The sequence below is a fragment of the Methylobacterium sp. 77 genome (assembly GCF_000372825.1).
In the GTDB taxonomy this organism is placed as follows: Bacteria; Pseudomonadota; Alphaproteobacteria; order Rhizobiales; family Beijerinckiaceae; genus Methylobacterium.
Window position 1 is genome coordinate 2492693 of record NZ_KB910516.1, and the last position, 17988, is coordinate 2510680.

The 17988-nt window shown below is 67.2% G+C and carries 18 protein-coding genes; 11 read left to right on the plus strand and 7 right to left on the minus strand.

The genetic code is table 11. The features are described 5' to 3' along the window. Positions 1 to 14: 14 nt before the first annotated feature. Positions 15 to 683, minus strand: a complete 669-nt coding sequence (locus tag A3OK_RS24315; protein WP_245259348.1) for a DUF5625 family protein — start codon at positions 681 to 683, stop codon at positions 15 to 17. Between the two features lie 192 nt (positions 684 to 875). Here A3OK_RS24315 and A3OK_RS0111840 point away from each other — a divergent pair, with 192 nt between their 5' ends. The 7 genes from A3OK_RS0111840 to glp all read left to right on the plus strand — a co-directional run bounded on the left by A3OK_RS0111840 (position 876) and on the right by glp (position 7427). Then, positions 876 to 1763 (plus strand): alpha/beta hydrolase, encoded by an 888-nt coding sequence (locus A3OK_RS0111840; protein WP_019905084.1) that lies wholly within the window; start codon positions 876 to 878, stop codon positions 1761 to 1763. 3 nt (positions 1764 to 1766) lie between these two features. Beyond that, the gene (locus tag A3OK_RS0111845; protein ID WP_019905085.1) at positions 1767 to 3122 is read left to right on the plus strand and encodes an MFS transporter; all 1356 of its coding nucleotides are present in this window, start codon (positions 1767 to 1769) and stop codon (positions 3120 to 3122) included. 70 nt (positions 3123 to 3192) lie between these two features. Beyond that, positions 3193 to 3807 carry an aminodeoxychorismate/anthranilate synthase component II gene (locus A3OK_RS0111850; RefSeq protein ID WP_019905086.1) on the plus strand — a complete coding sequence of 205 codons (615 nt, stop codon included), beginning with the start codon at positions 3193 to 3195 and terminating at the stop codon, positions 3805 to 3807. Between the two features lie 35 nt (positions 3808 to 3842). After that, positions 3843 to 4856, plus strand: a complete 1014-nt coding sequence (gene trpD, locus A3OK_RS0111855) for an anthranilate phosphoribosyltransferase (RefSeq protein ID WP_019905087.1) — start codon at positions 3843 to 3845, stop codon at positions 4854 to 4856. An 11-nt stretch (positions 4857 to 4867) separates the two neighbouring features. Then, entirely contained in the window at positions 4868 to 5719 is an 852-nt protein-coding gene (gene trpC / locus A3OK_RS0111860) for an indole-3-glycerol phosphate synthase TrpC (protein ID WP_051093005.1), read from the plus strand. Further along, positions 5716 to 6201, plus strand: coding sequence for a cyclic pyranopterin monophosphate synthase MoaC (gene moaC / locus A3OK_RS0111865; protein WP_019905089.1), 486 nt, complete (start codon positions 5716 to 5718; stop codon positions 6199 to 6201). Before trpC ends, moaC begins: the two co-directional genes overlap by 4 nt. Then, positions 6198 to 7427: a gephyrin-like molybdotransferase Glp gene (glp, locus tag A3OK_RS0111870; protein WP_019905090.1), complete on the plus strand. Its 1230-nt coding sequence runs from the start codon at positions 6198 to 6200 to the stop codon at positions 7425 to 7427. Before moaC ends, glp begins: the two co-directional genes overlap by 4 nt. A 29-nt stretch (positions 7428 to 7456) precedes the next feature. On the opposite strand, the gene A3OK_RS0111875 is transcribed toward glp, so the two are convergent. The 3 genes from A3OK_RS0111875 to A3OK_RS0111885 form a co-directional block, all read right to left on the minus strand. Continuing rightward, a complete protein-coding gene (locus A3OK_RS0111875; protein WP_019905091.1) occupies positions 7457 to 8155 on the minus strand; it encodes a hypothetical protein in 699 nt (232 codons plus the stop codon). Between the two features lie 16 nt (positions 8156 to 8171). Continuing rightward, positions 8172 to 8540 carry a hypothetical protein gene (locus tag A3OK_RS0111880; RefSeq protein WP_019905092.1) on the minus strand — a complete coding sequence of 123 codons (369 nt, stop codon included), beginning with the start codon at positions 8538 to 8540 and terminating at the stop codon, positions 8172 to 8174. A gap of 74 nt (positions 8541 to 8614) precedes the next feature. After that, positions 8615 to 9058: an OsmC family protein gene (locus A3OK_RS0111885; protein WP_019905093.1), complete on the minus strand. Its 444-nt coding sequence runs from the start codon at positions 9056 to 9058 to the stop codon at positions 8615 to 8617. A gap of 402 nt (positions 9059 to 9460) precedes the next feature. On the opposite strand from A3OK_RS0111885, the gene A3OK_RS0111890 reads away from it, so the two are divergent. The 4 genes from A3OK_RS0111890 to A3OK_RS23325 all read left to right on the plus strand — a co-directional run bounded on the left by A3OK_RS0111890 (position 9461) and on the right by A3OK_RS23325 (position 14613). Beyond that, on the plus strand, positions 9461 to 9904 hold the full coding sequence (locus A3OK_RS0111890) for a PAS domain S-box protein (RefSeq protein ID WP_019905094.1): 444 nt from the start codon (positions 9461 to 9463) through the stop codon (positions 9902 to 9904). Between the two features lie 110 nt (positions 9905 to 10014). Further along, entirely contained in the window at positions 10015 to 11265 is a 1251-nt protein-coding gene (frc, locus tag A3OK_RS0111895) for a formyl-CoA transferase (protein WP_019905095.1), read from the plus strand. 112 nt (positions 11266 to 11377) lie between these two features. Next, positions 11378 to 12604 (plus strand): HPP family protein, encoded by a 1227-nt coding sequence (locus tag A3OK_RS0111900; RefSeq protein WP_019905096.1) that lies wholly within the window; start codon positions 11378 to 11380, stop codon positions 12602 to 12604. A 155-nt stretch (positions 12605 to 12759) separates the two neighbouring features. Beyond that, entirely contained in the window at positions 12760 to 14613 is a 1854-nt protein-coding gene (locus A3OK_RS23325) for a M10 family metallopeptidase (RefSeq protein ID WP_019905097.1), read from the plus strand. A gap of 36 nt (positions 14614 to 14649) precedes the next feature. Here the strand turns inward: A3OK_RS23325 and A3OK_RS0111910 are convergent, their stop codons facing one another. From A3OK_RS0111910 to A3OK_RS0111920, 3 genes are all read right to left on the minus strand, one after another. Continuing rightward, positions 14650 to 14931: a hypothetical protein gene (locus A3OK_RS0111910; RefSeq protein WP_019905098.1), complete on the minus strand. Its 282-nt coding sequence runs from the start codon at positions 14929 to 14931 to the stop codon at positions 14650 to 14652. A gap of 130 nt (positions 14932 to 15061) precedes the next feature. Further along, entirely contained in the window at positions 15062 to 16375 is a 1314-nt protein-coding gene (oxlT, locus tag A3OK_RS0111915; protein WP_026597184.1) for an oxalate/formate MFS antiporter, read from the minus strand. A 738-nt stretch (positions 16376 to 17113) separates the two neighbouring features. Next, a complete protein-coding gene (locus tag A3OK_RS0111920) occupies positions 17114 to 17806 on the minus strand; it encodes a GntR family transcriptional regulator (RefSeq protein ID WP_026597185.1) in 693 nt (230 codons plus the stop codon). Positions 17807 to 17988: the final 182 nt, after the last annotated feature.

Below are 17988 nucleotides of genomic sequence, written 5' to 3' on the forward strand. Positions count from 1 at the left end.
ACATCAGCCCGGCGTCAGGTTCGGCGGGACGCGAGCCAGTAGCGAACTTCCAGCCCCATGAGGATGAGGGCCAGAAGGAGTGTGAAGGGGCCGATCAGATATAGATTGGCGAGGCCGCCCCAGAACAGGAGATCGCTCCGCCAGCCGTAGGATCGTTTGCCACCCGGCAGCGCGAATTGAAGCCGCGCCGTAATGCCGTCGAGTTCAGGCACATCGCGCAAGATGGAGGCCTCAAGACGATAGGGTCCGGGAGTGACGACGATCGGCCGGGAGATCACCCGCCAGACCTGCGTCGTCGCATGGCCATCGCGTCCGTAGGTATCCCCATCGCCCGAGGCCACGGTTCGTCCGGATGGATCGGTGAGCGACCATCGTAGCGGGACACTGGTTCCCGATGGTCGCTGACGGCGCCCGTCCTCTCCAAGAGGCGAGTATTTGCCGATGAGCGTCATCGCCTGTTGCCGAGGGCGCGTGGCGATCGAGAATTCGAGTCTCAGTTCGTGAGGCCCGTCCAATCTCACACGAATATCCTGATCCACGCGGCCGGCGGGAGAGAGCGAGATCGGTCGATCCAGCGGAGATTCCGTCACCTCATCCGACCAAAGTCGGAACCCCACAAGCCAAGCGGCCAAGACGAAGATCACCGTCGCCCACGCTCGGCGCCTTTTGAGGAAGGCTCTCATTCGATGAAGCTCTGGATCGACGCGTCGTCAGACCGAAAGCGCTAGGGCTTTTGGAGCGCCCGATCCAGCCGGGACTTCTGCATGAGTTGCGGGCCGCCATCGAATCGGTTGTACATCGTCGGGGCCGGCCCAGCTTTCATCGACATGCGCCGTCGCGTGCGAGATCGTCGTCACGGCTGCGGAGGCGACAGGATGGCGAGGAGCGAGATCGATGCCGTTCGGGCTCTGCTCGCCGCGAGCCCGCGTTCGACCGATCTGGCGCAGCGCCGCGAGCGTCTCGATGGGTTCGGGGCACGCTATCCCGTGGCGGAGGATGTCGCGGTCGTGCCGGTCGATGCCGGCGGCGTGGCGGCGGAATGGACGACGACGCCCTCGGCCGATCCCGCCCGCGTTCTCCTGTTCCTGCATGGCGGCGGCTACGTCTCCGGCTCGCTCGCGAGCCATCGCCACATGGTGGCCGAAGCGGGCCGCGCGGCCGGAGCGCGGACCCTCGCCCTCGCCTATCGTCTCGCGCCCGAGCACCCGTTTCCCGCAGCCCTCGACGACGCCCTTGCGGCATACCGCTTCCTGCTCGATTCGGGGATCGGTCCGGACGGGATCGCCCTGTCCGGCGAGAGCGCCGGAGGCGGGCTGGCCGTGGCGACGGCGATCTCCCTGCGTGACGCGGGCCTGCCGCTCCCGGGCTGTCTCTGGCTGAGTTCCCCCTGGGTCGATCTGGCGATGGCCGGCGCCAGCATGGACACCAAGGCGGCGGTCGATCCCCTGATCAACCGAGAGTACCTGACGGAACTCGCGACAGCCTATCGTGCCGAGAGCGATGCGGCCACGCCGCTGATCTCTCCGCTCCACGCCGATCTTCGCAGCCTGCCGCCGATGCTGATCCAGGTCGGCACGGCCGAGACCCTACTCGACGACGCCCTTCGGTTGGCCGGCGTAGCGTCCTCTGCCGATGTCGCGGTGACGCTCGAGGTGTGGCCGCACATGATCCATGCCTGGCACCTGTTCTACCGGCAGCTCTCGGAGGGGCGCCGGTCGCTGGCGAGCGCAGGTGGCTTCATGCGCGCCCGGCTGGCGAGCTGATCGGTGAAAGAGGCCGCCGGAGGCCGCATCGTCGTCGCCGCGTCCTGCCTCGGCATGCTGTGCCTCGGCGCGAACGGCACCGCGATCATGGCCGCGTTGCCGACCATGCGCGAAGACCTCGCCCTCGGCGGGATCGAGGTGGAATGGGTGGTGAACGCCTATCTCCTCGCCTCGGCGGCCTTCATCATCCTCGGCGGCAAGATGGCGGACCGGGCCGGCGCGGGGCGAATCGCCCTGATCGGCCTCGTCCTCTTCACCCTCGCCTCCGTCGTCATCGCGCTCGCCGGTTCCGCGCCCTGGGTGCTCGTCGGCCGGGCGTTGCAGGGTCTGGCCGCGGCCTTCGCCGTTCCCGGCACGCTGACCCTGGTGGGCCGGGCAGTACCGCCGAACGGGCGCGCGGCGGCGATCGGCGCCTGGGCCGGGTTCCTGATGCTCGGCTTCAGCCTCGGCCCGCTCATCGGCGGCGCCCTCACCCATTTCTTCGGCTGGCGTGACATCTTCTGGGTCAACGGCGCGGTGATGCTCGCCTCCGCGATCGGTGTCGGTCTGTCGTCACCCCTCCTTGCGCCGGAGCGCACCGGCTCCCCGCCCCGGCTCGACGTCGCCGGCTTCGTCCTGCTGGCATTCCTGATGGTCGCCGCCATCGTCACGCTGCAGGGCCTGCGGACGATGCTCGAAGCCCCCCTGCGCGTCCTCGTCCCGTTCGCCGTCGCGACAATGTCCCTCTTCCTGTTCGTCAGGGTCGAGCGGAGGGCGACCGACCCCTTCGTCGACCTCGATACCCTCGCGCATCCGGCCTTCCTGAGGGCGACCGCGACCGGTGCGGTCGCCATGTTCTGCATCCTGCCGCTGCTGATGTTCCTGAACCTCGATCTTCAGGGAGCGGACGGCCTCGCGCTCACGGCCGTGGAGGCCGGCCTCGCCACCCTGCCGATGAGCGCCGGATTGCTCGGCATCTCCCTTTCAGCACCGGTTCTGGTGCGCCGCCTCGGCACGCGCCGGTCGATGATGGCGGCGATGCTGGCGATCGTCGGGGCGAGCCCCGTCATCGCGCTGGGCGCCGGGGACCGGACGCTCGTCTACCTCGGGCTCGGCCTGCTGCTGATCGGAGCGGGCCTCGCGCTGCCCTATGCCACGGCGCCGCGCCTCGCTCTGGCGGCACTGCCACCCGAGGGCGCGGGCCTGAGCTCCGGCCTCGTCAATGCCGGGACGTTCCTGGGGGGCAGCCTCGGCGTCACCCTCGCCGCGCTCGCCTTCGAGTCCGGCGGCCTCGACGCGGTCATGGCGGTGATCGCGACGGCCGGGGCCGTGGGTTTCGTCCTGTGCCGGGCCATGCCGCCGGACGCCGCGCAGCGATAGGCCGCAACGCGAGGACGCTTGACCCCCTTCCCTCACGTCGTCACACGAGGAGGACAAGAGAAGCGCGATCATGTCCAACGTCCTCGTCATCGACAATTACGATTCCTTCACCTGGAATCTCGTCCATCTCATCGGGCCGCTCTGCGGATCGATCGACGTGGTGCGCAACGACCGGATCACCATCGACGAGATCCGCGAGCGCGCGCCCGACGCCGTCGTACTGTCGCCGGGCCCGTGTACGCCCAACGAGGCCGGCATCTGCCTCGACGTGGTGCGCGATCTCTCCGGCGCGGTGCCGATCTTCGGGGTCTGCCTCGGCCTGCAGGCGATCGGGCAGGCCTTCGGCGGCGACGTGGTGCGCGCGCCAAAACCGATGCACGGCAAGGTCTCCAGCATCAGCCACCGGGCGACCGGCGTCTTCCGGGGGCTGAACGGCCCGTTCGATGCCACGCGCTACCATTCCCTCGTGGTGGAGCGCGGCGGCTGCCCGCAGGATCTGATCGTCACCGCCGAAGCGGACGGCCTGATCATGGCGCTGGAACACGCGACGCTCCCGGTCCACGGCGTGCAGTTCCACCCGGAGAGCATCCTCTCCCACCACGGATCGCAGATCCTCCGCAACTTCCTCGACATCGCGGCGGCCTGGAACGCGGCGCGTGACAAGCACGAGCCCGGCGTGCATTGACGCAGCGATCAAGGGTGACCGACGCGTTCTAATCCATGGACATCTTCAAGCCGCTCCTCGCCAAAGTCGCGGCCGGGTCGAGTCTCGACCGGGTGGAGGCGCGCGCGGCGTTCGACCATCTGCTCTCCGGCGAGGTGACGCCGGTTCAGGCCAGCGCCTTCCTCATCGCCCTGAAGGTGCGCGGCGAGGCCGAGGACGAGATCGTCGGCGCGGTCGAGGCCATGCGCGCGCGGATGGTGCGGGTCGCCCCGGTGCCGGGCGCCATCGACATCGTCGGCACGGGCGGCGACCATTCCGGCAGCTACAACGTCTCGACCCTGGCCGCGATCCTCGCCGCCGCCTGCGGCGTGCCCGTCGCCAAGCACGGCAATCGCGCCGCCACATCCCGCTCGGGCGCGGCCGACGTGCTGGTCTCCCTCGGCGTCAGGATCGGCCAGGACCCGGACGGGCTGGCGCGCTGCCTGGCCGAGGCGGGCCTGTGCTTCATGTTCGCCCAGACCCATCACGGCGCCATGCGCCACGTGGCGCCGGTGCGCTCCGAACTGCCCACTCGCACGATCTTCAACCTGCTCGGACCGCTCTCGAACCCGGCCGGCGTCGAGCGCCAGCTGCTCGGCGTCTCCACCGCCGCCTGGGCCGAGCCGCTGACACGGGTTCTCGGCGAACTCGGCAGCAAAAGGGTCTGGACCGTGCACGGGTCGGACGGGCTCGACGAGATCACCGTCACCGGACCGACGCCGGTGGTGGCGCTGGAGAACGGGCGAATCGACCGTTTCACCATCGACCCGCGCGAGGTCGGCCTGCCGCTCTGGACCCTCGAGGATCTTCGCGGCGGCGATCCCGATCACAACGCACACGCGCTGAACGCGGTCCTCGCGGGCGAACGCAACGCCTACCGCGACATCGCCGTTCTCAATGCGGGAGCCGGCCTCGTCGTCGCCGGAGCTGCCCAGACGCTGGCGGAAGGCGTGGCGCGTGCCGCATCCGCCATCGACGACGGCGCGGCGAGCGCGACGCTCGCGCGCCTCGTCGCGGTCTCGAACACATGAAAGAGGCCCCGATGAGCGAGGCTAAACCGATGGCGGACGCCGCACCGGCAACGACCGACCGCCGCGACGTGCTCGCGCGGATCGAGGCGTACAAGCGCCGCGAGATCGCCGAAGCCAAGCTGCGCGTCCCGCAGACCAAGCTCGAGAAGCGCATCGAGAAGGCCGCCCCGGTGCGGCCCTTCGCCGATGCCATCGCCGCCCATATCGGGGAGGGCCGGCCGGCCCTCATCGCCGAGGTGAAGAAGGCCTCGCCGTCGAAGGGCCTGATCCGCGAGGATTTCGACCCGGCCGTGCTCGCCGCCGCCTACGAGGCGGGGGGCGCCACCTGCCTCTCCGTGCTCACCGACACGCCGTCCTTCCAGGGCAAGCCGGAATACCTGACCGAGGCGCGCGACGCCTGTTCCTTGCCCGTGCTGCGCAAGGACTTCCTGTTCGAGCCCTACCAGGTGTTCGAGGCGCGGGCCTGGGGCGCCGATTGCGTCCTCGCGATCATGGCCTGCCTCGACGACGACGAGGCCCTGGCCATCGTCGAGACCGCGCACGATCTCGGCATGGACGTGCTGGTGGAGGTCCATGACGAGGAGGAACTCGCCCGCGCCATTCCGCTCGGCACCCGGCTTCTGGGCATCAACAACCGCGACCTGAAGACGTTCGAAGTCTCGTTCGACACGGCGATCCGCGTCGCCAGGGGCGTGCCGGCGGACCGTATCGCGGTCGCCGAGAGCGGCATCACCGGCCATGACGACGTCCTGCGCCTGGAGAACGGCGGCCTGCGCACCATTCTCGTCGGCGAGAGCCTGATGCGCGAGGCCGACGTGACCAAGGCGACGAAGCGCCTGCTGTTCGGCAAGGTCGGCAAATGAGCGCGCTCACCCATCTCGACGCGGCGGGTGCCGCCAACATGGTCGATGTCTCCGACAAGGCCGCCACCACCCGCACCGCCCGCGCCGAGGGCGTCGTGGTGATGCTGCCCGAGACACTGCGCCTGATCCGCGAGGGCGATGCCAAGAAGGGCGACGTGATCGGCACGGCGCGGCTCGCCGGCATCATGGCCTCGAAGCGCACGCACGAACTGATTCCGCTCTGCCACCCGTTGTTGATCTCCAAGGTCCGGGTGGAATGCGAGCCGGACGATTCCCTGCCGGGCCTGCGCGTCACCGCCGAAGTGAAGGTGATCGGTCCGACGGGTGTCGAGATGGAGGCGCTCACCGCCGTCTCCGTCGCCTGCCTGACGATCTACGACATGGTGAAGGCGGCCGACCGCGGCATGCGGATCGAGGGGATCCACCTGCTCGCCAAGGATGGCGGCCGCTCGGGTTCCTACCGCGCCGGGGACGGTTCGTGAGCAAGCTGATCCCGGTCGCCGAGGCCCTCGCCCGCATCCTGAAAAGCGCCGCCGAGCCCGTGGAGGCCGAGACCGTCGCGGTGGCGCAGGCCTATGGCCGGACGCTGGCCGAGGACGTGGCCGCCCTGCGCACGCAGCCGCCCTTCCCCGCCTCGGCCATGGACGGCTATGCGGTGCGGGCCGAGGATGTAGCGACCGTGCCGGCGCGGCTGACGCTCATCGGCATGAGCGCGGCCGGCCATGGCTTTTCCGGCACCATCGGTCCCGGCGAAACGGTGCGGATCCTCACGGGCGCCCCGGTTCCTCAGGGCGCCGACACGATCCTGATCCAGGAGAACGCGGACGTCGCGGATACGGTCGTCACCGCGATCGAGCCGGTGGCCGCCGGTCGCCATATCCGTGTTCCCGGCCTCGATTTCCGGTCCGGCGATCCGCTCCTGCGCGCGGGCGAGAGCCTCGACGCGCGCCGCCTAGCCCTCGCGGCGGCGGGTGGCCATGCCACGCTGTCGGTGCGACGCAAGCCGCGTGTCGCCATCCTCGCCACTGGTGATGAACTGGTGGCGCCGGGCGGCCCGGCGCGCTGGGACCAGATCGTCGCCTCGAACGGGCTGGCGGTGGCGAGCCTCGCCCGCGAGGCCGGCGCCGAACCGATCGATCTCGGGATCGCTGGCGACAGCCTCGCCTCCCTCGAAGCGGCGCTTGGCCGGGCGCGGGACGCGAAGGCGGACCTCCTCGTCACCCTTGGCGGCGCCTCCGTCGGCGACCACGACCTCGTCCAGGCGGCCCTGCACCGCGAGGGGCTGGAACTCGGGTTCTGGCGCGTCGCCCTGCGGCCGGGCAAACCGCTGATGCACGGGCGGCTCGGGCCGATGATGGTGATCGGATTGCCCGGCAATCCGGTCTCCGCCGTGGTCTGCGGCCTGCTTTTCGTCGTGCCGGCGATCCGCGCCCTACTCGGCGATCCCAAGGCCGGGGCCGATCGCAGCGAGCCCGCGATCCTCGGTGCGGACATGCCGGCCAACGACGTGCGCCAGGATTACATGCGCGCCCGCGTCGAGGTCGCGTCGGATGGTCCGCCTCTGGTCTTCGCGGAGACGCGCCAGGATTCCTCGATGCTCTCGGTGCTCGGCCATTCCGAAGCCTTGCTCGTCAGGGCGCCGGGCGCCCCGGCGGCGAAAATCGGCGATCCGTGCCGGATCATCCGGCTCGACCGGACGCTGCTCTGATCCCCGGCGTAAACCGCTGAGCGTGCGCCCTATGACGACCCGTCGCCCTCGGGTCTGAAGACGAAGTCCACGGCCCTCGCCACGATCTCCGGCTGGTAGGCATGGGGGCCGTCATATTCCACCGAGGTCACGTCGTAGCCCGCCTCCCTCAGCTGCTCGGTATGCACCCTCGCGCTGCGATCGATCGGGATCTGCTCGTCCCGCGTCCCGTGCGAGATGAAGATGCGGGGTGCGCCGGATTGGAGGTGGACCGAGAGGAACCCCGCCGAGGACACGATGAGGTGGGTCACGACATGGCCGTTGGCGAGGCCGGCGGAGAGGGTATAGCTGCCGCCGTCCGAATGGCCGGCGAAGACGATGTGCAGCGGATCGAGCATGTAGCGCGACGCCACGTCGGTCAGGGCGAGGTCGAGCCGCTCGCGGTCCGGCCCGTGACCGCCGATGACGAGATCCCAGGTCGGAAACAGCGATTGCGGGGCGAGGAGGAGGAAGCCGCGCGCCGCCGCGTGATCCTCCAGCATCGGCAGGATCTTCTCCGCGCTACCCCCGCCTCCGTGGAAGAGAACGACCAGCGGTGCCGGCCGACGCGGATCGATCCCCGGCGGCACGACGAGCACGGCGTCGCGCTCGTCGAACAGGCCGAGCCGGTGCCGACCCGGCGGCAGCGGTTCCAGGGTCGGCAGGCGGTGCGCGAAGGTGAGCCGCCCGGCGAGGTGGGGATCGATCATGCTGCGGACCTGCGTTCTAATCGCGCTTCGCTTCGGTCGCCGGCTTGATCTTCAACTGATCGATGATCCAGAGCCAGCCGCCATCCTCCTGCAGCCGCGCGGTCTCGACCGAGATGGTCCCGTTCGGCAGGCGCGCGAAGGTCATGGCGACCGATCCGTTGCGGATGCTCGGCAGCGCCTCGGCGGCCGGGAATTCCGACCGGCGCGCGAGGAGGTCGGTGTAGAAGGTGCGGATCTCCTCCTGTCCGGTCGCCACGACCTTGCCGGCGGCCAGGACGGCATCGGTCTCGTAGAGGGCTACCAGCCCTTCAACGTCGCCGGCATTGGCCCGTTCGTTGAACAGGCGCGCGAGATCTTCGGGTGAGTGGGCGGGCGAGCGCTCCATGGTGTTTCCTTTCCTGAGTTTTTTCATCTGAGCCGGTCTGTCCGCCGGACTTCGTCTGGTCTGCGAGATCTCGTCTAGGTCAGCAGGGTTCCCTCGGAATCACGCACCGCGACGGTCACCGGAATGCCCGCCTTCACGCTCTCCGAGACGGTGCAGAAGCGCTCGAACTGCTCCAGCACCCTGTCGATGCGCGGCAGGGTCTCCGCCGGAGCGCCGAGCGCGATGCCGACCTCGATCCCGGTGATCCTCAAACGTCCCGCCTCGTTGCGCTCGACGCGGAAGCTCGATCGCGCGGCAATCCCGGTCGCATCCTGCTTGTACTTGCCGAGCGCGAAGACGAGGCTGGCACAGAGGCAGTTGGTGACGCCGGCCACGAGAATCTGCTCCGGAAACGGGCCCTCCCCGCTGCCATAAGGCGCCGCCTCGTCGACGAGGAGGTTCGGAAACGCCTCCCCGAAATCGATCTCGAACCGATAGCCTTCGATCTGCTTGATCGTGATGCCGGGGCTGTCGCCCATCTGGGATGTCTCCTCGAGGCGCTCTTGGTGCCGGGGGCCGTCCGTCTCGGTGAGGCAACGAACCGGGACCGAGCGACAGTTCCATCCCGATCCGGCTTCTTCACCCGTGTTGACAGCCCGCGGTCATTGGCATACCAAATACCAACGATAGACGCACAGAAAAAGCAAGTGCGCTGATCATCTCTCGGAAAGGAACACGCCTTTCCGCGAAGTGGAGGAAGCGATCACGATGATGCATTGCAGCATTCGCAACCGCAATATTGTCTCCGTTGAGGTCGGTCCCTCCGCAACGACTTGGAGCGTAGCACGACGCCGCGCTCTCCCGGCGACCCATCGCAGCTAAAGCCGGGTAACCCGGCGCAGCACGTGAAACGGGTTTCGAGCGAAGACACGAGCCAGGGCATGTCGGACCAAGCCAATCCCGCCACAATCGACATGACTCAGATCGTCGAAGCGGCGGGTGACGCCATCGTCGTCTCCGATCCCGACGGTGCCATCGTGGTCTGGAATTCGTCGGCGGAACGGATCTTCGGGTTCTCGCAATCCGAGGCGATCGGTCGATCCCTCGACCTGATCACCCCCGAACGCCAGCGTCAGCGTCACTGGGACGGTTACGCCAAGACGATGCGCACCGGCGTCACCCGCTACGGCACCGAGGTGCTGCGGGTGCCGGCGATCCACAAGGACGGGCGATCGCTCTCCATCGCCTTCACCGTCGGGCTGCTTCACGGGGCGGACGGGACGGTGACGGGCATCCTGGCGATCATCCGGGATGAGACCAAGAGGTGGAACGACGAGCGTCAGATGCGCAAGCGCCTGACCGAACTCGAAAGCACCGCCACCTAGATCAACGATTTCGCCGGACTAGAGGCCAAGAACAGTTCCGGGCCGGAACCGGGCAGCCGAAATATCCGATCCATCGTTACAGAATTACAATCGAAAGGGAGAACGTCGAGATGAGCAAGCCGCTTGAAGGCACCAAGATCATCGATTTCACGCACGTCCAGGCGGGGCCTGCCTGCACCCAGCTGCTGGCTTGGTTCGGTGCCGACGTGATCAAGGTCGAGCGTCCCGGCTCCGGCGACGTGACGCGCACGCAGCTGCGCCATGTCGAGGATGCCGACGCCCTCTACTTCACCATGCTCAACTCGAACAAGCGTTCGCTGACGCTGGACACCAAGACCCCCGAGGGCAAGGAAGTCCTCGAGAACATGATCAAGCAATCCGATGTCATGGTCGAGAATTTCGGCCCCGGCGCGCTTGATCGCATGGGCTTCTCCTGGGCTCGCATCCAGGAGCTCAACCCGGGCATGATCCTCGCCTCGGTGAAGGGCTTCTCCGACGGCCACCATTACGAGGACCTGAAGGTCTACGAGAACGTGGCCCAGTGCGCCGGCGGCGCCGCCTCCACCACCGGCTTCTGGGACGGCCCCCCCACCGTCAGCGCCGCCGCCCTCGGTGATTCCAACACCGGCATGCACCTGGCCATCGGCATCCTCACGGCGCTCCACCAGAAGAACAAGACCGGCAAGGGCCAGAAGGTCGCCGTGTCGATGCAGGATTCGGTGCTGAACCTCTGCCGCGTCAAGCTGCGCGACCAGCAGCGCCTCGACGCCCTCGGCTACCTCGAGGAATACCCGCAATACCCGCATGGCGAGTTCACCGACGTGGTGCCGCGCGGCGGCAATGCGGGCGGCGGCGGCCAGCCGGGCTGGGTGCTGAAGTGCAAGGGCTGGGAGACCGATCCCAACGCCTACATCTACTTCACCATCCAGGGTCATGCCTGGGCCCCGATCTGCAAGGCGATCGGCAAGCCGGAATGGGAGAACGACCCGGCCTACAGCACCGCCCGTGCCCGCCAGGACAAGATCATGGACATCTTCGGCACGATCGAGGAGTGGCTCGCCGACAAGACCAAGTTCGAGGCCGTCGACATCCTGCGCAAGTTCGACATCCCGTGCTCGCCGGTCCTGTCGATGAAGGAGCTCTCGGTCGATCCGTCGCTCCGCGCCAGCGGCACCATCGTCGAGGTTCCGCATTCGAAGCTCGGCTCGTACCTGACCGTCGGCAGCCCGATCAAGTTCTCGGACATGCCGGTGGAGGTGAAGGCCTCGCCGCTGCTCGGCGAGCACACCGACGAGGTGCTGCTCGACCTCGGCTACACCCAGCAGCAGATCGAGCGCCTGCATCAGGCACGCGCCGTCTGACGCACGCCGTCTCATGATATCGGATACGGCGCGCCCTCGGGCGCGCCGTCTTCGTTTCTGCCGCCGGTCGATTCAATCCCGCTGCAACGCTCCACACGAGGTCCGTCAGCCGATGCACTCATTCCTGCGCCGTCTCATCCCGGATGCATCGCCCCTGAGCCATCGCGAGCGCATCCGCTCGGCAATGGGCGCCCTCATCGGGATTCTCGCCACCGGCCTGCTCAGCCGGGCGGCCATCGGTTCCGATAGCGCCCTCCCCGCGATGATCGCGCCGATGGGCGCATCGGCGGTGCTGCTCTTCGCCGTGCCGGCGAGCCCCCTGGCTCAGCCCTGGTCGATCGTCGGCGGCAACCTCGTCGCGGCTCTGGTCGGCGTGACCGTCGCGGCGCTGGTGCCGAACCCGTTCCTGGCCGCCTCCCTCGCCATTTCCTGCGCCATCGCCCTGATGATGGCCCTGCGCTGCCTTCACCCGCCGAGCGGAGCGGTGGCGCTCACCGCCGTTCTCGGCGGCCACGAGATCCACGAACTCGGCTACGCCTTCGTGCTGTGGCCGGTCGGCGCCAACTCGCTCCTGCTCCTCGCCGTGGCGCTGCTGTTCAACAACCTGACCGGCCGCTCCTATCCGCACGTGACCGTGCCGACCCCGGTCGATCACGGAACCAAGGACCCCGCCCCCTCCGCCCGCGCCGGCATCACGGCGGCCGATCTCGATGCGGTGCTCGGCGAATACGACCAGATCCTCGATGTCCGGCGCGGCGATCTCCAGGCGATCATCCTGCAGGCGCAGATCCACGCCTACCGGCGCCGCACCGGTCAGGCGACCTGCGCCGACATCATGTCCCGTGACGTCATCGCGGTGGCACCCGGCGATTCGCTCAAGACCGTCCTCGATCTCCTGCGCCGCCGCCGCGTGAAGGCCCTCCCCGTCACGGACGAGAGCGCGCGCGTGCTGGGAATCGTCACCCAGACCGACATTCTGCACAAGACGGTGTGGGAGATGCGCGGACCGCGCCTCGGCCTCGGCCGGCGGGTGGGCCTGACCCTGACGCGGGGCCGCGCGCCCCATGGCAGCGTCGAGGACATCATGACCGCGCCGGTGCGAACGGCGCGAGCGGAGACGCCGATCGCCGACATCGTGCTGTGGATGTCGGATTCCGGCCTCCATCATCTTCCCGTGGTCGGGCCCGACGGAAGGCTCGTCGGCATCGTGTCTCAGACCGACCTCGTCGCCGAACTCCTGGCCGAGATGTCGGGCCATTCCGACCCGTTGCCCCGCAGGGTTGCGAGTGACCCGGCACCGCTTCCGGCGAGCGCGGTATCGATCGCCGAAGCGGTCTGACTCCATGATCGGGCGAGCCCGCGGATCGCAGCGCCTCCCCGCAGCTTTTATCGCCGAATCGCGCTAGCTTACGTCATCGGCACTGCCTCCGCGCAACGAGGGGCGGAGGATCGTCTGCGCCGTTTCGACGAGCGTGATCGGAACGGAGCAGTGCCATGGCAGCGCCCTCATACGTCTACGACCTTCTGGCATCGGAATCGTCGGCGCGCTGGGGTGCCGATTCCCCGGTCGGCCGCCCGGTGACGATCTCCTACAGCTTCGCCACGACCCAACGCTCGGATACGAGCTATCCCAACTTCACCGCCTTCTCGGCCACCGAGATCGCGGCGACGCGCGAGGCGCTGGACTATATCGCCTCGCTCACCGGCATCACCTTCGTGGAAACGAGCGCGGCCGCCGGCGATCTGCAATTCGCCAATGGCGACCTCTCCGCCTTCGGCTCCGGCGTCAGCGGCCGGGCGACCTACGGCTACACGAATTCGGGCATCCAGAACGCCACTGTCGTCCTTTCCAATACCGGGTCATCGAGCCTCGCCGGCAGCGATTTCGTCCCCGGCGGCATCACGGCGAACGACATCGGCGGCCATGGCTGGGGAACGCTGCTGCACGAGATCGGGCACGCGCTGGGCCTCAAACATCCGTTTGAGCCGAACATCGCCGGCGATCCGGGTTCGATCATGCCGACGAATCTCGACGATCTCTCGCGCACGGTGATGTCCTACACGCCGTACCAGCCCTCGAACGTGGCCATCGTGACCGGCAACGCGAGCAGCTACTCGTACAGATATTCGAACCTCGCCCCGGAGACGTACGGGCTCTACGATATCGCCGCCCTGCAATACCTCTACGGCAAGCCGCAGGCCTCGGCCGGGAACAAGGTCTTCGCCTTCTCGCCGAGCGACCCGACCCTCGCGACGCTGTACGATACCGGCCCCGACAATACGATCGACTGCTCGGCGCTGACCGGGTCCTCGACCATCGACCTGAACGCGGGCAAGACCAGCCATCTCGCGATCAGCCAAGACCTGCCCTTCGGCATCGCTCTTCCCGATCAATATGACGGCTCGTCCGCCGTGACGCTCGCCTATGGCTGCGTCATCACCAACGCCATCGGCGGTTCCGGCGCCGACCGGATCACCGGCAACGGGCTCGCCAATCGTCTCGATGGAGGGGCCGGGGCCGATACGATGAAGGGCGGCCTCGGCAACGACGTCTACCTCATCGACGCTGCCGGCGACCGGGCGATCGAATCGGCGGGTCAGGGCACCGACACGGTCAAGTCTTCGGTCAGCCTGACGCTCGGCGGCAATCTCGAGAATCTGATTCTCACCGGCTCTGGCGCGATCAACGGCACCGGCAATGCGGCGGGCAATTCCATCACCGGGAACGGGGCCGCCAATACGCTCACCGGAGGCGGCGGTGCGGACAAACTGAAGGGCGGAGCGGGCAACGACACCTATGTCAGCGACGGCCTCGACACGATCACCGAGACCTCCGCCACGGGCGGCACCGACCGGGTGGTCAGTTCCGGCACGCTGACGCTCGGCGCCAACGTGGAGAACCTGACGCTCAGCGGTTCGGGGGCGATCAACGGCATCGGCAACGCCCTCGCCAACGTCCTCACGGGCAACGGCGCCGCCAACAAGCTCGTCGGCCTCGCCGGGCACGACACGCTGACCGGAGGAGCCGGCGCCGACTTCTTCGTGTTCAGGACATTGGCCGACAGCACGGTGGCATCCGCCGGGCGCGACCTGATCAAGGACTTCTCGCAAGCCCAGCACGACCGCCTCGATTTTCGCGACATCGATGCCCATGCCGGCCTGCCGGACAATCAGTCCTTCAGCTTCATCGGCGGCGCGGCGTTCCATAAAACCGCCGGCGAGTTGCGGGCCGTGGCGGCAGGTGCCGATACCCTGGTGAGCGGCGACGTCGACGGCAACGGCAGCGCCGATTTCAGCGTGCTCCTGCGCGGTCATCTCACGCTTCAGGCGGGCGATTTCCTGCTCTGAGACCAGACCTCGATGAGCCTGACCTATGGGTCACCCTCATTGCGACTTGAGATGAGCCTCGGGCGCGGCGGTCCCGTCGCCGGTCTCTTCGCCGGTCTCTTCGGCGACGTCGAAGGGCAGCCATCCGGTGAAAGGCTCCAGGGCGTCGTCGCCGTTCGGGCGATACCACCGCCAGACCTGATGCGACCGGCTCGGTGAATACCAGCGTCCGCTCCGACCCTCGACCTGAATGGCCCCGAGGGTGAGGTGATTGAGCCAGAGCCGGTCGACGGTCTCGGGCGCGGTCGTCATGGGCTGCCACAGGGCATTCTCAGGCATGGGCCGGTCTCCCGCTCCGCTGTGAAGGATGGGCTCTGCTGTCGCTCCGGCTTCCCGTGCCGGCCGAATGTCAACGAAGAACGCCGCCCCTGTGATGGGGCGGCGCTCGGTGGTGTCGCTCGGTCCCGTCTCAGGCGGTGACGGGGCGGGGGCCGGCCTGCGCCTCGGAAACCGCGAGGGCTTCAGCGACCACCTTCTTGCGCCACGGCTTGAGGACGGCGATGGCGAGGAGGGATGCGAGGATGTTGGCGCCTGCTGCGACGAGGAAGACGCCGTCCCAGCTTCCGGTGCTCTGCTGGAGGTAGTTGGCGACGGGGACGAGGAGGGCGGCGGTGCCCTTGGCGGTGTAGAGCAGTCCGGCATTGGTGGCGGCGAACTTGGTGCCGAACGTGTCGGTGCAGGTCGAGGGGAAGAGGGAGTAGATCTCGCCCCAGGCGAAGAAGACGAAGCCCGAGAGCAGCACGAACCACAGCGGGTCATGGCCCCAGAGGTAGAGCATGTAGATGCCGAAGCCTTCCATGGCGAAGGCGACGAACATGGTGTTCTCGCGGCCGATCTTGTCCGAGACCCAGCCGAAGAACGGGCGGGTCATGCCGTTGAGGACGCGGTCGATGGTGGCGGCGAAGGTGATCGCGACCATGGTGATGCCCATGATGGTGACGGGCACCTTGTCGACGCCGATATCGGCGGCGATGGGCTTGAGGTTGGCGGTGATCATCAGGCCGCCGGCGCCGACGATGACGAACATGAAGTACATCAGCCAGAAGATCGGCTGGCGGGCGACTTCGCCGGGGGTGTAGTTGCGCCGGGTCTGGATGATGTTGGCGTTGGCGACGACCTCGGGCACCTGGCCCTTCTTCGGCGAGGCGAAGAAGAAGGCGAGGATGCAGACGACGAGGCCCTGGCCGATACCGAAGTTGAAGAAGGCGGCCTGGAAGCCGTGATCGGCGATCATCCACTGGATCGGGGCGACGGTGAGCGCCGAGCCGGCGCCGAAGCCGGCGGCGATGATGCCGGCGGCCAGACCGCGCTTGTCGGGGAACCACTTCAGGGCCGAGCCGACGCAGGTGCCGTAGACGGCGCCGGCGCCGATGCCGGCGATGACCTGGCCGAGATAGAACATGTTGAGCGAGGTGGCGTAGGAGTTGATGACCCAGCCGATGCCGCAGAGCAGGCCACCGAACAGGACGACGACCTTCGGGCCGTACTTGTCGACGAACCAGCCCTCGATCGGGACGAGCCAGGTCTCGAACAGCACGAACAGGGTGAAGGCCCACTGGATCGCGGCGCGATCGAAACCGAACTTCTTCTGGATGTCGGGGACGAAGAACGTCCAGCCGTATTGCAGGTTGGCGATCATCACCATGCAGATCACGCCGATCACCAGCTGACCCCAGCGATATCCATCGGATACTCGCCCAGTCGTCGTTTCCGCCCTCGTCATTGTTGTCCTCCGGTTTGTTCTGTTGTGCACCAATCGCGGCATCGGGCCGGTTGACCGACCTCAACTCTTATCGAAAGCCGGCAACTGGTGATGCCGACGTCCTGGTATTTGGAATACCAGCCTCTCTCGTACGTGCTGGCTCGTCAAGGGCGCGATGAAGAAAAATCGATTCCGCATTGCAGCAAAGAGGGATTAAATTGAAGTTTTCGCTTGAGATTTCAGCATTTAAGACAGGCTCCGCAATAATTGCGGTGTTCTCGATAAATACGCTGTCGTTTTCCCGGCGTGGCTAGCTCGGCGGCAGACCCCTAGACGTGGCCCTCCCCGCTGTATCGTCTCAAGCCGGGACAGGGATGTTTCTCGCGGGTGAAAGCAGCAGATAGCTCACCGTGCGCCACCGGTGTGATGTCTCGCTCGATCACCGATGGAAGGCCGAGGAGGACGATCCTCTCCATCGACGCGATGACCGTTATGCCTCATGGCTCGCGTCGCGAGGGGTTCGGCGTCAAGCGCCACCGCCTCTCATCGGAAACGGAAGTCTTTCGGCGGATGCCTGCCAGCTCGTGCCGGCACCGCATCGGCCTTGCTCGACGAGGGATCGGCCCAGCCGGTTCCTCACTGACCGCGAGCTGCGTCGCGATTGGCGCATTTAGAGCTGTGTTGATTCTCTGTCCATGAGACTGATGAAGCGCAGCCGGACGCTCGATTCCCGCTGCTGCGCCTCTCCCACCCCCGGTCTCAGTCGAGATAGTCGCCGTATTTTTCCACATGGCTGGCCAGTCCGAGGCCGTGCTCGCGCACGAGGCGTTCGGCGAGGTCCGCGTCGCGTGCTTCGAGCGCCTTGATGATCGCCACGTGTTCCTTGATGGAATTGGCGGCGCGTTCACCCTGGCGAAGGGCGGTGTTGCGGATCCCGCGGACATGCATCAGCAGGTTGCTGGTGATGTCCTTGATCACGTCGCACTGGCCGAGCGAAATGATCTTCTGATGGAAGCGGATATTGGCCTCCGAGTATTCGTCGAGATGATCCGACGGGCGGCCCTCGTAGAATTCGGGGAAATGCTCGCGCAGGCAATGAAGCTGTTCATCGGTGGCGTTCAAGCAGGCGAGGCGCGCCGCCATGCTCTCCAGGGCCGACCAGGCCTGGATCATGCTGACGATCTCCTTCTTCGACTTCTTGATGACGAAGACGCCGCGCCGGGCCTCGAACCGGACGAACCCTTCCTGCTCGAGGACCGTGAGGGCCTCGCGGACCGGCGTGCGGCTGACGCCGAGATTCAGGGACAGCTTTCGCTCGTCGAGCCGAACCTCCTCGCGCTGGCTGTAGATATTCATATTGGTGATCGCTTCTTTGAGCGCATCATAAGCAAGGGCACGCAAGCTCGAAGTCGCAACGATAGGCTTTACCTGAAACGTGTCGGTTTTAACCATCTGGGGGCACCTGGAACGCGTCTAACTCGCACGCATGGTCGAGCACATATGGTGTGAAGTATGCCGAAGCCGCCTTTGAAATACAAGGAACGCCTCGGCTCTGAAAAGTGGCTCTACACAAGAATAGCAAGTCCGATGTTGTCGCACTGGTAGAAGCAACCGGTCTGCTTCCGCACGTGGTG